Raw genomic sequence first — 15088 nt, forward strand, 5'->3', positions numbered from 1 at the left:
GTTTGCTATTGACGGGAGTCGACATAAGGCGGGCTTCGAAGGGCGGATTAGAATAGACGTTCGACGGCATTGTAGCCCCAATTGCCGGCCCAATTCCTTCAATACGGGTACAACTGCCGCGACTGAAACATAGCGAAAGGCTGACGTGGCATGCTGTGGCCGGAACGCGACCCGAATCGGAGTTGCCGGGCGATCGAATGTTTACCCGATGACCACTCCGTACAATGCGCGCCGTTAGCCGCATTTCGCGACATTTAATCGTTCACCCCTCGCGTCCACCCATCGCCACCATGCTCTCCGAGTTTTCGCTGATCGATCGTTTCTTTGCCCGCCGCGCCGCTGCCCGGCCAGCCGACGTCGCGAGCGGCACGCTCGGCATCGGCGACGACTGCGCGCTGCTCGCGCCGCGCGCCGGCGAAATGCTGGCGATATCGACAGACATGCTGGTCGAAGGCCGTCACTTTTTCGCCGATGTCGATCCCGAGGCGCTGGGTCACAAAGCGCTCGCTGTGAATTTGTCGGACCTCGCCGCGATGGGCGCGCAACCGCAGGCGTTCACGCTGGCGTTCTCTTTGCCGAAGGCGGAGGAAGCCTGGCTGGCCGCGTTCAGCGAAGGGCTGTTCGCGCTGGCCGAACGCTACGGCTGCGAACTGATCGGCGGCGACACGACCGGTGGTCCACTAAATCTGTGCATCACCGTGTTCGGCAGCGTCCCGCCGCGCGCGGCGCTGCGCCGCGACGCCGCGCAGCCGGGCGATGACATCTGGATTTCCGGCACGCTCGGCGACGCGCGCGCCGGCCTTGGCGTGCGGCGCGCCGAATGGTCCGCCGATGCCAGCGACACTGCGACGTTTCGCCGCGCCCTCGAACGCCCGGAGCCGCGTGTCGCGCTCGGGCTGGCGCTGCGCGGCGTCGCCCACGCGGCGCTCGACCTCTCGGACGGCCTCGCGGGCGACCTGCTGCACATTCTGGAACGCTCGAACCTGCGAGCCACGGTCGACGTCGACGCCGTCCCGCGCTCCGCCGCCCTGCGCCGGCTTGCGCCCGAGATTCAACGACGCTGCACACTCGCCGGCGGCGACGACTACGAGCTGTGCTTCACCGCGCCGGTCGCGGTGCGTGCCGCAGTCGAAAAGGCCGGCGGCGAGGTGGGCATTCAGCTCACCCGCATCGGTACAATAAGCGCTCTCGAAACGGCGGCCGACCGCCCGGCGATCGGCTGGCGCGATGCCGCCGGCGCGCCGCTCACTCTGACGTTGCAAGGCTTCGACCACTTTCATGCAGACTGATCCCCCGCTCGGCCCAGCCGACAAACTCATCGGCACCGAGCCACCGCAGGCGCCGCGCGCGCCCGATCCGCGCCCGCCGGGCCGTCAGCCGCGCCGCGCCACTGCGCGCTTCATGCTGTCGCATCCGCTGCACATTCTGTCGCTGGGGTTCGGCAGTGGCCTGTCGCCGGTCGCGCCGGGGACGATCGGCACGCTGTTCGCGTGGGCGTCGTTCGCCGTGCTGAGCCGTTATCTGACCGTAATCGAGTGGGGCCTGCTGATCGTCGCCGGCTTCTTTGGCGGCATTGCGATTTGCGGATTCACCGCGAAGAAGCTCGGCATCGACGATCCGTCGCCGGTCGTGTGGGACGAAATCATCGCGTTCTGGCTGGTGCTGCTGATGGTCACGCCGGTCACGCTGACCGGCCAGTTCTGGGCATTCATCGTGTTTCGCTTCTTCGACATGGTGAAGCCGCCGCCCATCGGTTATTTCGATCGCCGTCTGAAAGGTGGCTTTGGCATCATGTTCGATGACCTGGTCGCCGCGTTTTTCACGCTGCTCGTGATTGCGCTCTGGCGCATGTCCGTTTGACTGCTGCCCGGCGGCCGCCGCGCCGCCGGGCATTCACCGCCAGCCCTCGTTTCCGGATTGACGCCATGCCTACCGATTCCGTCGTTCACCAGCTCGCCATTCGCGTGAGCAACCGTCTGCGCGACGAGCGCCTCATGCTCGTCACCGCCGAGTCCTGCACGGGCGGCATGGTGGCGACCGCGATCACCGACATTTCCGGCAGCAGCGGCTGGTTCGAGCGCGGCTTCGTCACGTATTCGAATCAGGCGAAGAGCGAAATGATCGGCGTGCCCGCCGAGCTGATCGACAAGCACGGCGCAGTCAGCGAGCAGGTGGCGCGCGCCATGGCCGAAGGCGCGCTGCGCAACAGCCGCGCGCAGGTCTCGCTGTCGATTACCGGCGTCGCCGGACCGGGCGGCGGCACCGAGACCAAACCGGTCGGCATGGTCTCATTTGGCTGGAGCAACCGGCTGCATACATCGGTGGAAACGAAGATCTTCAAGGGCGACCGCGAGAAGATCCGCGTGCAGGCTGCCGCACATGCATTGCGCGGAGTCCTCGCCTTGCTCGACGAGCGCGAGCATTAACCTCTGTTCGAAGCGGAAAGCCGATGCCCGATTCGCACGCAGTCAAAGACGAACTGATCCTCCGCCTCGATCTCAAGCCGCATCCCGAAGGCGGATTTTTTAGCGAGACGTACCGCTCGGCGGACCGCGTGATTCGCGACGGCGACGACGGTTCAGCGGAAACGCGCTCCGCGTCGACGGCAATCTATTACCTGCTATGCGACGGTGCGCATTCGGCGTGGCATCGGATCAAATCCGACGAGGTCTGGCATTTCTATGCGGGCGAACCGTTGAACGTCCACGTGCTCGACGAAACGGGCGCATTGGTGACACATAAGCTCGGCAACGCGCTGACGCACCCCGATGCCGTGTTTCAGGCCATAGTGCCGGCAGGTTTATGGTTCGCAGCGGAATGCGCCGATCCGGCGACCTTCGCGCTGGTGGGTTGCACGGTCGCGCCGGGCTTTGAATTCAGCGAATTTGAACTGGCGGATGTCGGCACGTTGAAAGCGCGACACCCGCAGCATGCGGCGTTGATCGAGCGGCTAGGGCCGGCCTGAACCGCATACGCTCATGAAGCTGTCTTCGAGAAAGACAGCCTGCGATTACCTGAACGCGTTGATCCGGTCCCGCGTCTCCATCGCGGCCTTCGCCGCGGCTTCGGCGAAATCGTCGCCCTTGCCCGCGTAGATGATCGCCCGCGACGAGTTGATCAGCATGCCCGTGCCGTTCGCGGTGCGGCCGGCGTGGACCGTCGCTTCCACATCGCCGCCTTGCGCGCCGATGCCCGGAATCAGCAGCGGCATATCGCCGACGATCCCCCGCACCACTTCAATCTCTTTCGGGAACGTCGCGCCGACCACCAGACTCAGTTGGCCGCTCGCATTCCACTTCTCCGCCGCCAGTTGCGCCACGACCTGATACAGCGGACGGCCGCCCGTCTCCAGGAATTGCAGATCGGAGCCGCCCGGGTTCGATGTGCGGCACAGCACGATCACGCCTTTGCCCTCGTGCTCCAGATACGGCTGGATCGAGTCGAAACCCATGTACGGATTCACCGTCACGGCGTCCGCCTGATAGCGTTCGAACGCCTCACGCGCATATTGTTCGGCGGTGCTGCCGATGTCGCCGCGCTTCGCGTCCAGAATCACCGGCAGACCCGGATGGTTCGCATGAATGTGGGCGATCAGCTGCTCGAGCTGGTCTTCCGCGCGATGCGCCGCGAAGTAGGCAATCTGCGGTTTAAACGATGACGCATACGGCGCGGTCGCGTCGACGATCGTGCGGCAGAAGTCGAAAATCGCCTCGGGACGGCCTGCGAGCGCGCCCGGAAATTTGCTCGGCTCGGGATCGAGGCCGACGCACAGCAGCGAGTTGGTGCGCCGCCAGGCGTCGTTGAGTGTCTGGATGAAGTTGGACATGGTGGGTCTCGCGGCAAGCTGGAAAACGGAACAGGCGCGTATTTTACCCGTCCCGCGCGGCGGGCCGCGCCGGGAGCGTGCGCATCGGTGGCCCGGAGCGGGCCTCGGGCAAGCGCGACTAACGCCTGAAGCGCGCTCTGAATGCGCACGTGTATCAGCAGACGTTTGCGAGGCGTGCGAGCCGGTTGCCCGCAGCGCGCCCGAGCCGACATACGTTACGCGATGTCGTTCCGCTCGATTGCCGCGCTGCGCCGCCCGCTATTGCCGCCGCTTCGAGCCCCGCGCACCCGGCATCGAGCGCAAACCCGTGCGTTCCACGGTGAAGCGGAACGTGCGCGTCAGTCGCTCGCCACGTCCCAGCATGGTCATGCCGTTTTCGCTCGCGCCGCCGGCCAGGTTCATCGCGTTGATCGGATGATCCACCGGTTCGAAGCAGAAGAAGTCTTCACCGGGCGGCGTGTACAGCACGTAGTAATCGGTATCGGCGGCAATATTCAGCGACAGGCGGCGCTTCGGCCACACCACCGCCGCCTGTCCGCTCCAGCCGGTAAAAGCGTGATTGACGATGGTTTCCGGCAGCGGATACGCCACGCCGAATTGCCACGCGGGCGGCGCCTGCACGTGCCGTACAGGCAGCCAGTCGTCGCCGGAGAGCCAGAGACCGCCGGCCGCGGCCGACAACTCGGTGTCCGCGTCACGCACGAAAAAGGGATGCACGCCCAGCCCGAAAGGCAGCGCCTCGCGGCCGGTATTTTCGATTTCGAGCGTGACGACGAGCGTCGGGCCGTCCAGCGTATAGGTTTGCGTCGCGCGGTAGGTGTACGGCTTGCCGTCGCGGCGGTCGAGTGTGAGGCGGACGTTTTCGCGGTCCGACTCCGCGACCTGCCAGGCCGATTGCCAACCGTCGCCGTGAATCGGCAAGGGTTCGTCGGCGCGATTGCGCGGCACCTCGACGCGCCGTCCCGCCACATTGAATTGCCCGCCGCCGATGCGATTTGAATACGGCAGCAGCGGATAACAGGACAACTGGTTCGGTTGCGTATCGGCCGCGACGTGGCGGCAGCGCCGGAAGATCGGCGTAAGCGCGCCGTCGTTGCGCCAGTCGAAACGGGTGACGCCGCCGCCGAGCGTCGGCGCGACGTCAAGACGCAAATGCGCATTGGCGAGCGTGATGCACGCGACATCGCCGGCGCTGGCTTCGCCGACGGCCACCGCCGACGTGCTGGGACCGGCGAGCACCGGATTGGCCGCCGCCGCGAGTCGCGAGCGTCGACTCTGTGAGGTCTGAGGGAAGGAGGAAACAAGATTCGCAACAGTCATATCTGGCTCCATCGAGAGGCTTGGGACGTTGCCGTCATTGCTGACGGATGCTGTTGGGCGATTTTCTTAAAACGGTCGCCTCTGGGTCCGAACTGCATGCTGCCGATTTGCTGCCACTGGGATTGCACCATCAACTTGCGATTCACTTTCAGATTCACTGCGCAACCGCGCTTCATCGCTTCATTCTTCATTGCCGCCTCGGGAGCGAGGCAGCGTCATTCTGCGCTAAGCGGGCGCGCCTTGGAACACCGGCTCCGGCAAACCTTGCCGTCCGGGCGTGGCGACGAACACGCCGCCCGCCCGCGCATCGTCGGCGAGCGCCGCTGCATCGAGGTCGCAACGGGCGCTCGTGATGTACAGCGTGCCGAGTTGCGAGCCGCCCAATGCCACGCAACTGGGCTGAGCGGTCGGCACGTCGACACGTTCCGTTTCCACACCGTCCGGGCCGTAGCGCACCACCCGCCGACCGCCCCATTGCGCATTCCACAGGCCGCCGTCGCGGTCGACGGTCGAGCCGTCGGGTTCGCCCGTTGCGTCGGTGAGCCGGGTGAACAGACGGTCGTTGGCGATACCGCCGTCCGCGCGATAGTCGCAGACGCGGATTTCGCGCGTGGGCGAATCGCAGTAGTACATCGTCGCGCCGTCGGGGCTGAACGCGATGCTGTTCGAAATCGCCGGCGCGGGCAGCGGCAAACGCTCCAGCGACAGATCGCGATTGAGCCGGTAGAAACCGCCAATTGCCCGCAACGGCGCGCCTTCATCTTTGGTGCCGAACACGAAGCGCCCCTGACGGTCGCAGCGGCCGTCGTTCACGCGCGTGTTCAAGCCGGGTTCGATGTCGATGATGCGCCGCGTCTCGCCAGTGGCCAGCTCGAAAAAGGCGAGGTGCGTGGCCAGACCGAGCAACAGGTAACGCGGATCCGCGCACAGCGCGAACGTGGCGAGGCGCTCGGGCATGCGCCAGGACATGTTGCCACCGTCCCTTGGGTCATAACGCCACAGACGCGCGCCTTCGATATCCGTCCAGTAGAAACGGCCGGTTTGCGCGCACCATGTCGCGCCTTCGCCGAGCGTGCATTTCGTATCGAGCAGCAGCGCGGCCGTACCGGATGAACCGCTCGCACTCACGCCCAGCCTCCGTCGACGATGATGTCCTGCGCGGTGATCATCCGGCTGTCGTCGGCGGCGAGGAAAAGCGCCATGCGCGCGAGGTCGGCCGGTTCCAGCTCGGCGTCGATACACTGCCCTTCCTTGATCGAACGACGGCCCGCGTCGTCGAGCCACAACCGTTTCTGCTTTTCGGTCATCACCCAGCCCGGCACCAGCGTATTGACGCGGATATTGAAGTGGCCCAGGTCGCGCGCGAGACCCCGCGTCAAACCCTGTACCGCCGACTTCGACATCACATAGACCGGATAGCCGCCGTTCTTCAGCATCCAGCTGATCGATCCGAGATTGATGATCGAGCCGCTGTTGGCGGCTTTCATGTCTTCCATCACCGCCTGCGCCGCGAAGAACTGGTGACGGATATTCACCGCGATGCCCGCGTCGAACGACTCGCGCGTGACTTCGCCGATCGTGTGGCGCTTGTCGTTCGCGGCGTTGTTCACCAGCACCTGGATCGGGCCCAACGAGGCCTTCACATCGGCGATCGCTTTTTGCAGCGCGTCGATGTCGGTCAGATCGCACGGCAGGAACAGCGGTTTGTGCTTCGAATCGCCGAGTTCGTCGGCGAGCGCTTCGCCGGCGCTCGCGTCGATATCGAAGAACGCGACGCGCGCGCCTTGCGCCGCGAAATGCTCGACGAACGATGCGCCGATGCCGGTCGCGCCGCCCGTGATCAACACCGTGCGGTCGACGAGGCTCGGGTAGCGCGCGAAGGCGCTGTCCGCGAGACGGACGTTTGCATTGGCCGGAGACGACATCGTTCGATTCCTTTTAGAGCAAGTGAGTTGGTCGCGGGTTTAGTCCCGCGATCCGCGGTTCTTCAACTGGTCGAGCAGCACGGCGGCGAGCAGGATCGCGCCACGCACGAGGTACTGGTAGAACGCGTCGATGTTCATCAGGTTCATCACGTTCTCGACCGTGCCCATGATCAGCACGCCGATCACGACGCCGGAAATCGTCGCGCGGCCGCCGAGCAGCGACACGCCGCCCAGCACGCAAGCCGAAATCACGTTCAGCTCAAAGCCTTCCGCGGCATTCGGCTGGCCCGACGTGATACGCGAGGCCAGAATCACACCGGCCAGCGCGGTCACCGCGCCCTGAATCAGGAAGATGTAGACGCGCGTGCGTTCCACATTGATACCCGCCAGACGCGAGGCTTCCGGATTGCCGCCGATCGCGAGCGTATTGCGGCCGTACACGGTCTGGTTGAGCATCACGCCGAACACGATGAAGCAGAGCAGCGTGACCCAGATCGGCAGCGACACGCCGAAGAAGCTCAAGCCGCCCAGCGCGATAAACGTATCCGACGACACACCCACCGCCTGACCGTGCGAGACGATAAAGCCGAGACCGCGGACGATTTCCATCGTGGCGAGCGTCGTGATCAGCGCGTTGATGCGTAGATACGCGATCACCGCGCCGTTGACGAAACCGATCACGCCGCCCGCCGCCACCGCCGCGACGATCGCGATGAAGGTGTTACCGGTCGCGTTGAGCACCATCGCGCACAAGACGCCGGCAAACGCGACCGTCGAACCCACCGACAAGTCGAAGTCGCGCGAGGCGAGGCAGAACATCATCGTGCAGGCGACCATGCCGATCTGCGAGATCGACAGTGCGAGGCCGAGCATGTTCTCGATCGAGAAGAAGTGGTCGACGGTCAGCGACATCGTGACGAACATCACGACGAAGATCACGATCAGGCTGTACTCGGTGATCTGCTGCCACCATTTCGCCTTGTCGTTGGACTGCGGAATCAGCGCATCGGCGGCGCTCTTGGCGGCCTGTTGCGCGAGGTTTTCTCTGGCTTGCATGTTGAAGACTCCTCCCGTTCCCCACGGGTTGCCGGACTTTCGTCCGAATGATGTTCAGGCCGCCTGTTGGGCAGCGGTTTCCGTTCCGGGCAGTGCGGTCGAGCTTTGCGGCAGCGCGAGGCTCAACACCGATTGTTCCGTTGCATCCTGGCGCGCCAGCTCGCCGGAAATCCGGCCTTGGCGCATCACGACGATGCGGTCGGACACGCCGAGCACTTCCGGCAGCTCCGACGAAATCATCACGATGGCGCAGCCGCGTTCGGCAAGTTGATAGATCACGTTGTAAATTTCGTGCTTCGCGCCGACGTCGATACCGCGAGTCGGCTCGTCGAGAATCACGACTTTCAGATCCGGCTCAGCCAACCAGCGCGACAGGATCGCCTTCTGCTGATTGCCGCCCGACAGAAAGCGGATTTTCTGGCGGCGGCTCGGCGTCTTGATCTTCAGCAGCTTGATAAAACGGTCCGCGGTTTCCGCTTCCTTCTTGCGGTCGAGAAACATCCCGGCGCGCAGATAGTGACGACGGCAACTGATATTGATGTTCTCCGACACGGTCGCCATCGCGACAATGCCTTCTTCCTTGCGGTCTTCCGGGCACAGCACGATGCCGTGCCGGATCGCTTCGCCCGCGCTGCGCACCTTGATCGGCTTGCCGTCGAGCATCAACTCGCCGCCCTTCTTGTGATCGGCGCCGTACACCAGATGCATCAGTTCGCTGCGGCCCGCGCCCACCAGACCAAAGAAGCCGACGATCTCGCCGCGCCGCACTTCGAAGCTGGCCGGCTGCGCGAGCGCATGGCCTTCGATCGCTTTCGCCGCGAAGCGCACTTCGCCGAGCGGCCGCGCCGAGTAGTTATAGATGTCAGAAATTTCCCGCCCCACCATCTCGCTGACGATGGTGTCGCGCGACACGCCTTCGAGCGTCGGATGCGAGGCGATCTTGCGGCCGTCGCGGAAGATCGTGCAGGCATCGCACAACTCGTAGATCTCGTCCATGCGGTGCGAGATGTAGATCATCGCGCGGTTGTCGGCGCGCAGGTCGCGCACCAGCTTGAACAACACCTCGGTCTCACGATGCGACAGCGAGCTGGTCGGCTCATCCAGCGCGATCACGCGCGCGTTGCGCAGCAGCGCCTTGCAGATTTCCACCATCTGGCGTTGCGCGATCGAGAGCTTGCGCAGCTTCGCGTTCGGGTCGAGCGCCACGCCCATCGCTTCGAGGCGTTCGCGCACGAAGCGTTTGGCTTCGCGCTTGTTGACCCAGCCCAGCGAGTTCGGCAGCTGGCCGAGCAGCAGGTTTTCCGCGACCGTCAGGTCGGGCACGTATTGCAGTTCCTGGTGAATCACCGCGATGCCCGCCGCGATCGACGACGCCGCGCTCGAGAAGCGCACCTCGTTGCCGTCGATCATCACGCGGCCCGAGTCAGGCTGATATTCACCACCGAGAATCTTCAGCAGGGTCGATTTCCCTGCGCCGTTTTCGCCCATCAGGCCGTGCACCTGGCCGACGTTGACGTCGAAGGACACACCGTCGAGCGCGCGCACGCCTGGAAAGACTTTGCCGATATTGTCAAAACGTAGCGTCGCTGACACTTCGCCTCCTATGTCGACGGGAGTTGGCGCTTTAGCGCTTACTCCCGTCCCATGAAAGTTATTGCGGTCAATCAGAGTTGGCGCTTTAGCTGTCGGCCGGAGTTAGCGCTTTAGCGCTTACTCCGGTCCCATGCAAAGCTCTTACTCTGGTCCCATGCAATTTATTACAGCTTCGTGTGAACCGTGCTTTACGGCGCCGCGTGGGCAACATCGCAAAGCATGGCCTGTCTCTACTGCTGATCTTTTATTGCTACTGCCAGCGCGCCGTTCTTTGGAGAAAGACGCGCCGGCAGTTCACTTCATGTCACCGCGTGCTGAATCAATCCGCTCAATTTGCCGCGAGGCCCATCTTCTGGCGCACATCGGCGACGTTGTCACGCGTGGCCAGCATGCCGGTCGTCAGGGTCAGCGCCGGCGGTGCCTTGCCTTGCGTGATCCAGTCGTACATCAGCGTCGAGGTTTCTTCGCCGTGGCGCTTCGGGCTGATGATGACCGTGCCGTAGAAGCCCGTCGGCGACGGCTTCTTGAACTCGTTGAGTGCCGACTCCGAACCGCCGATGCCGATACCGATCATGTTGTCCGCCTTGAAGCCGCGGCCTTCCGCTGCACGCACGGCGCCGAGCACGGCTTCGTCGTTCAGGCCGTAAGCGACCCAGTGCTTGAAGTTCGGATTCTTCGTCAGCGCGATGTTGGCGGCGTTGAACGCGTTTTCCGTGTCGGTCTTCGCTTGCGGCGCGGCGATGATGTTCGCCTTCGGGAAGCCGGCGGCGATCAGTGCGTCGGTTGCGCCGCTGGTGCGGTCATGCGCGGTCGGCAGTTGTTCGTAGGTCACGTCGATCGCGCCGACGTCCTTCATGTCCCAGCCGCGCTTCTTGATTTCCGCAGCCAGGCCGTCGCCGACCTGCTTGCCGATGTTGTACGCCGAGATGCCCATATGCGGCACCGATGCGATCGGCTTGCCCGCGCCGTCGACCAGACGATCGTCCACCGTCATCATCTTCAGGCCGTCGGCTTTCGCCTTCGCGACGATGCCCGGTCCGAGCTTGACGTCAGGCGTGCAGATCACGAAGCCTTGCGCCTTTTGCGCCGACAGGTTGTCGATTGCGCTCATCACCTTCTCGCCCGACGGCGCGCCGATCTTCACCAGCGTGAAGCCCTTTTCCTTGGCGGCGATCTCGGCGAACTTCCACTCGTCCTGGAACCACGGTTCTTCCGGCTGCTTCACGAGGAAGCCGATCTTTACCGGATCGGCGGCTTGCGCGACCGGTGCGTTGAAGAGCACACCCGCCGCCGCTGCTGCCAGCGTGAGGAAAATTCTACGTTTCATGATGCGTGTCTCCTGACTAATTGATAACGAGAAGGTATCGGCCGCGTCTTCTTGTACCGGGTGTGACACACGCGGCCAGCGCGTCGTCCGGTGTACTCCATGCGCCCCTGCGCAATCTGAGTCCTGCAAAAATCAGTCGTGATACAGCGCCGAGCGGCCGCCATCCACGGTAATGCAGGTGGCGTTGATGAACGGCGCTTCGTCCGAGGCGAGAAACACCGCCGTCATCGCCACTTCTTCCGGGCGGCCGATGCGTTTCATCGGTTGCAGATCGAGCGTCGCCTGCTGCGCGGCGGCCGGATCGGCTTGTTCGTTCCACCAGTCATGCGTCAATTGCGTTTCGATGTAACCCGGTGCGATTGCGTTGACCCGCACATTGCGCGGCGCGTATTCGATGCCGAGGGCGCGCGTCAGTCCGATCACGCCGTGCTTTGCAACCGGGTAAGGAAAGCAGCCCGGAATGATCTTGAACGAATGCGTCGACGCGATGTTCACGATGCTGCCCGCACCGCGTTCGACCATGCCCGGCAACGCCGCGCGACAACCGTTCCACACGCCGTCGAGATCGACCGCGAAGCAGCGGCGCCAGTCGTCGTCGGTCATGGTGAGCGGGTCGCAGAACACGTTGATGCCGGCGTTATTCACCAGTACGTCGAGCGCGCCGAATGCGCGTTCGGCCTCGCTCACCGCGTGCTGAACCGACGCCGCTTGCGTCACGTCCGTGTGCACCGCGAGCACGCGCGCGCCAGTTTGCGCCTTGATGTGCTCCGCAGTCTGCTGCGCGGTGTCGATATCCAGTTCGGCCAACACGACCGCCGCGCCTTCGCGCGCGAACGCATGAGCGATCGCCGCGCCGATGCCACGACCGGCGCCGGTGACCAAGGCGACTTTGCCGGCAAGCCGTTTCATTTCTTCGCACCCGCGCGGGCGATACGCAAACCGTTGATGAACGCCTTCGCGTGCGAGGCCGTCACGGCCGCGCTTTGACCCGGCTTGTACAGCGCCGAGCCGAGGCCGAAGCCGTTCGCGCCCGCGCTGAGAAACGGGCCCATGTTGTCGGGCGTGATGCCGCCGACCGGCACCAGCGGCACTTCCGCCGCGATCACCGCGCGCCATGCCTTCACGACCTGGCAGCCGAGCTGTTCGGCGGGGAACATCTTCAGCACGTCCGCGCCGTTCTTCAGCGCGATGAACGCTTCGTTGGGTGTCGCGACGCCCGGCGCGCAGGCCATGCCTTGCGCTTTCGCGGCGCTGACGACTTCCGGATCGCTATGCGGCATGACGATCAGTTCGCCGCCCGCCGACTTCACGTCGTTGACGAAACTCGGATGCAGCACCGTGCCCGCGCCGACGATCGCATCTGCCGGCAACACCTTGCGGATCGCGGCGATGCTGTCGAACGGCTGCGGCGAGTTCAGCGGCACTTCGACGATCCGGAAGCCGGCTTCGTAGAGCGCCTGACCGTGCTCGGCGGCATCGGCGGGCGTCACGCCGCGCATGATCGCGATCAGCGGACACGCCTCGAACGCCGCGATCAGACCCGCGTGCGGCATGTACGGAGCGGGCAGATTGATGTGAGGTTGCATGTCGGTTCCTTGTTTCGTGGGCGGCGGCGCCGTGGGTTAGGCGCGCGCCGTCTTGGCGGCCGGTTTGACGAGCCCCGCCTGCGACGCGACGCGCCACAGGCCGCGCTCGGTGGCGTGCTTGACCAGCTCCGCCTGGGTGCAGCCGAATTGCGCGAGCGCGAGGCGATAGCGCTCGCACAGCGCTTCGTTGCCGATCAGACGCAGGCTCTGGCCGGCGAGCGCGCTTTGCTGCTGCGCGAGCACGGCGTCGAGGCCGGCGAGTTCGTGGCCGATCAGCAATCCCGACAGATAGTCGGGCTGTTGTTCGCGCGAAAGTTGTCCGGTGAGGCCGAGCGTGCGCGAACTGAATACCGTCGCGAGCACACCCGCCTGGCCCTTTTCCCGCGCGATGTTCACGCCATGCAGGAACGCGACGGCGTCCGGACGATCCGGCGTGAGCATCGTGCGGCCGAGGATGGTGTGTTCGCGCAATGCCGCGAATACTTCGCCAGTCATGAAGGTGTGGAAACGTTCGATGCGGTCCGCCTGCACCACCGCCCATTTGGCGTGGGTCCCGGGCAAGCCGATCAGGGAGCGCTTGCCGCTGTCGGCGGTGTTGGTTACGTTCGTTTCTTCGCCGAGTGCGCCGAAGATTTGTGTTTCTTCGCCGCGCATCACGTTGGGCAGTTCGCCGCGTTGCAGGACGCCCGGCACGATATGCAGCGTTACGCCACACGCCGCCTTGACTCGAACGATGCCCGCCACCAGCGCGTCGGCGCTCGCCGGCGTTTCGACATACGGCGCTTCGAGCCAGCCTTGCGCACTGCCGACCATGCCTGCCGCGATCACCGGCGCGGCCGGCGCGTGTTCGAGCCAGGCGCCGCAGGCGTCCTCAAAGGCCGCGTCGAAGCCGCCCTGCTCGGCGCTGCGCGGCAGATTCATGATGCCCGCCGTCGATGCGCGCGTCGCCAGCACGTTGCCGGACGCGTCGTACAGATACGCGCGCAGCGATGTCGTGCCCCAGTCGAGCGCGATCAGCGCGGCGTGCTCGTGGCTGGCGTCGACCGCAACTGCTGCGGCGTGGCTGGCTGCCGGGATGGGAGAACCCGCTCGCTTCATCGCTTGATCCTGCGGGTTGCCGGTTGCGGGGCGCGCCAGCCGAGTTCTTCCGAGATCGCGCGCGCTTCGCGCTGCACGACCGGAATCAGTTCGTCCATGCGTTCGAGCGACATGTACGGAATCGTGCTCGCCACCGACAGCGCCGCCACCACCGCGCCCGAAGCATCGCGAACGGGGGCCGCGACGCAGCGGATCGACGCTTCGTTTTCTTCGAGGTCGAAGGTGTAGCCGCCGGCCGCATAGTTGGTCATGCGCTGCATGAAGGTCTGCGCGTCGGGACGGTTATCCGGCTTGAAGCTGACGCCGGCGAGCGCGCGGCGCGATGCATCGAAGAGCGACTGCCAGACGTCCGGCGTGAGGTCGAGCATCATGGCCTTGCCGATTCCCGTCGATGCCAGCGGCATGCGGTGACCGACGCGCGAGCGCATTTCGAGGCCGCGGGTACCGGGGATTTTGTCGATGTACAGGACGTCGTCGCCGTCTCGCACGCCGAGGTGGATCGTGTCGAGGGTTTGTTCCGCGAGCGATTCCAGATGTTGGCGGGCGACCGCGGTGAGCGGCATCTGTTCGAGCGCGATGGTGCCGAGTTCGATTAGCTTCGGGCCGAGCAGGTAGCCGCCTTGCACCTGGCGCAGGTAACGCGCCTGCACGAGGCTGCTCACCAGCCGATGCGTGGTGCTACGGGTCGTGCCGAGCGCGGCGCCGAAGGTGCGCAGGTCGCGGACGCCCGCTGCTGCTGCTTCGAGGATCGCCAGGCCGCGCAGGAGCGTTTGCGTGCCGGCTTGCTGCGGGGTGATGTCGAGCAGCGTGCTGGGGAGCGCGATTCCGTCGATCGGGGCCGGGTGGACGCTGGCGCTCGCGCCCGCGCGTGGCGCTTTGGCGGCGGGCGCAGGGCGTGGCGGCGTGGCGCTGGACGCGTGATCGGCGGATGACGCCAGATCGGCTTCGGACGCGCTCGCGGCGTGAGTGGGCATCGCTTTGTTCATGGCGATTCGCTTTTCGGTGGTTTTTTTGCGCTTACAGCGCGGGGCCGGAGAGTGGGCCTTGATTGCTCGCGGTGTCGCTGGCGCGGCGGCGATGCCTTTGCGGTTTAGGCATGGTTTGGGCTTTGTCTCCGGTTTTTTTTGCTGCTGCTTTTCGGCGCTTGGCGGCGGGAGTTTTTCCTTGCCGATGTGGCGCTTTCTGCGTGTTGGGTTGGATTGTAGGGCGGTTTTTGATAAAGCTCCAATATGTGAGTGTTGGATTCATATAATGGGATTTGATGTGGTGTGGGGTTTTGGGGGTGTGCTCTGTGGGCGTTGGCCTTTCCTTGAGTTCTTTGTGGTCTATTAGCGTTGCCCCTGTGCGGGGCGGCACC

17 protein-coding genes are annotated in these 15088 nt (G+C 64.7%); 4 read left to right on the forward strand and 13 right to left on the reverse strand.

Features of this window, described 5'->3' with window-relative positions; all coding sequences use genetic code 11:
• Positions 1 to 290 precede the first annotated feature (290 nt).
• From thiL to PQR42_RS44720, 4 genes are all read left to right on the forward strand, one after another.
• Positions 291 to 1289 (forward strand): thiamine-phosphate kinase, encoded by a 999-nt coding sequence (thiL, locus tag PQR42_RS44705; protein WP_408393432.1) that lies wholly within the window; start codon positions 291 to 293, stop codon positions 1287 to 1289.
• Positions 1279 to 1860: a phosphatidylglycerophosphatase A family protein gene (locus PQR42_RS44710; RefSeq protein WP_408216297.1), complete on the forward strand. Its 582-nt coding sequence runs from the start codon at positions 1279 to 1281 to the stop codon at positions 1858 to 1860. The genes thiL and PQR42_RS44710 overlap by 11 nt, the downstream gene beginning before the upstream one ends.
• A gap of 65 nt (positions 1861 to 1925) precedes the next feature.
• Positions 1926 to 2426: a CinA family protein gene (locus PQR42_RS44715; RefSeq protein WP_106285221.1), complete on the forward strand. Its 501-nt coding sequence runs from the start codon at positions 1926 to 1928 to the stop codon at positions 2424 to 2426.
• Positions 2427 to 2449: 23 nt separating this feature from the next.
• The gene (locus PQR42_RS44720; RefSeq protein WP_408393430.1) at positions 2450 to 2965 is read left to right on the forward strand and encodes a cupin domain-containing protein; all 516 of its coding nucleotides are present in this window, start codon (positions 2450 to 2452) and stop codon (positions 2963 to 2965) included.
• 45 nt (positions 2966 to 3010) lie between these two features.
• On the opposite strand, the gene pyrF is transcribed toward PQR42_RS44720, so the two are convergent.
• From pyrF to PQR42_RS44785, 13 genes are all read right to left on the reverse strand, one after another.
• Positions 3011 to 3826, reverse strand: a complete 816-nt coding sequence (gene pyrF, locus PQR42_RS44725) for an orotidine-5'-phosphate decarboxylase (protein ID WP_408393428.1) — start codon at positions 3824 to 3826, stop codon at positions 3011 to 3013.
• Positions 3827 to 4084: 258 nt separating this feature from the next.
• Positions 4085 to 5146 (reverse strand): aldose 1-epimerase, encoded by a 1062-nt coding sequence (locus tag PQR42_RS44730; protein WP_408495961.1) that lies wholly within the window; start codon positions 5144 to 5146, stop codon positions 4085 to 4087.
• Positions 5143 to 5337 carry a hypothetical protein gene (locus PQR42_RS44735; protein WP_408393424.1) on the reverse strand — a complete coding sequence of 65 codons (195 nt, stop codon included), beginning with the start codon at positions 5335 to 5337 and terminating at the stop codon, positions 5143 to 5145. Before PQR42_RS44735 ends, PQR42_RS44730 begins: the two co-directional genes overlap by 4 nt.
• 34 nt (positions 5338 to 5371) lie before the next feature.
• Complete coding sequence (locus tag PQR42_RS44740; protein ID WP_408393422.1) at positions 5372 to 6274, reverse strand: SMP-30/gluconolactonase/LRE family protein; 903 nt, start codon at positions 6272 to 6274, stop codon at positions 5372 to 5374.
• Complete coding sequence (locus PQR42_RS44745; protein WP_408393420.1) at positions 6271 to 7071, reverse strand: SDR family NAD(P)-dependent oxidoreductase; 801 nt, start codon at positions 7069 to 7071, stop codon at positions 6271 to 6273. The genes PQR42_RS44740 and PQR42_RS44745 overlap by 4 nt, the downstream gene beginning before the upstream one ends.
• 39 nt (positions 7072 to 7110) lie before the next feature.
• Complete coding sequence (araH, locus tag PQR42_RS44750; RefSeq protein WP_106285215.1) at positions 7111 to 8127, reverse strand: L-arabinose ABC transporter permease AraH; 1017 nt, start codon at positions 8125 to 8127, stop codon at positions 7111 to 7113.
• Between the two features lie 54 nt (positions 8128 to 8181).
• The gene (gene araG / locus PQR42_RS44755) at positions 8182 to 9720 is read right to left on the reverse strand and encodes an L-arabinose ABC transporter ATP-binding protein AraG (protein ID WP_408216316.1); all 1539 of its coding nucleotides are present in this window, start codon (positions 9718 to 9720) and stop codon (positions 8182 to 8184) included.
• Between the two features lie 328 nt (positions 9721 to 10048).
• Positions 10049 to 11047 carry an arabinose ABC transporter substrate-binding protein gene (locus PQR42_RS44760; protein ID WP_408216319.1) on the reverse strand — a complete coding sequence of 333 codons (999 nt, stop codon included), beginning with the start codon at positions 11045 to 11047 and terminating at the stop codon, positions 10049 to 10051.
• Positions 11048 to 11179: 132 nt separating this feature from the next.
• The gene (locus PQR42_RS44765; protein ID WP_408393418.1) at positions 11180 to 11956 is read right to left on the reverse strand and encodes an SDR family oxidoreductase; all 777 of its coding nucleotides are present in this window, start codon (positions 11954 to 11956) and stop codon (positions 11180 to 11182) included.
• Entirely contained in the window at positions 11953 to 12633 is a 681-nt protein-coding gene (locus PQR42_RS44770) for a 2-dehydro-3-deoxy-6-phosphogalactonate aldolase (RefSeq protein WP_408183411.1), read from the reverse strand. The genes PQR42_RS44765 and PQR42_RS44770 overlap by 4 nt, the downstream gene beginning before the upstream one ends.
• 36 nt (positions 12634 to 12669) lie before the next feature.
• Positions 12670 to 13731, reverse strand: a complete 1062-nt coding sequence (locus tag PQR42_RS44775; RefSeq protein ID WP_408393416.1) for a 2-dehydro-3-deoxygalactonokinase — start codon at positions 13729 to 13731, stop codon at positions 12670 to 12672.
• Positions 13728 to 14717 (reverse strand): IclR family transcriptional regulator, encoded by a 990-nt coding sequence (locus PQR42_RS44780; protein ID WP_408393414.1) that lies wholly within the window; start codon positions 14715 to 14717, stop codon positions 13728 to 13730. The genes PQR42_RS44775 and PQR42_RS44780 overlap by 4 nt, the downstream gene beginning before the upstream one ends.
• Positions 14718 to 14748: 31 nt before the next feature.
• Positions 14749 to 15088 (reverse strand): hypothetical protein (locus PQR42_RS44785; RefSeq protein WP_408495964.1); only part of this gene is annotated, 340 nt, incomplete at its 5' end.

This window comes from Paraburkholderia sediminicola (assembly GCF_046027355.1).
Classification (GTDB): Bacteria; Pseudomonadota; Gammaproteobacteria; order Burkholderiales; family Burkholderiaceae; genus Paraburkholderia; species Paraburkholderia sediminicola_B.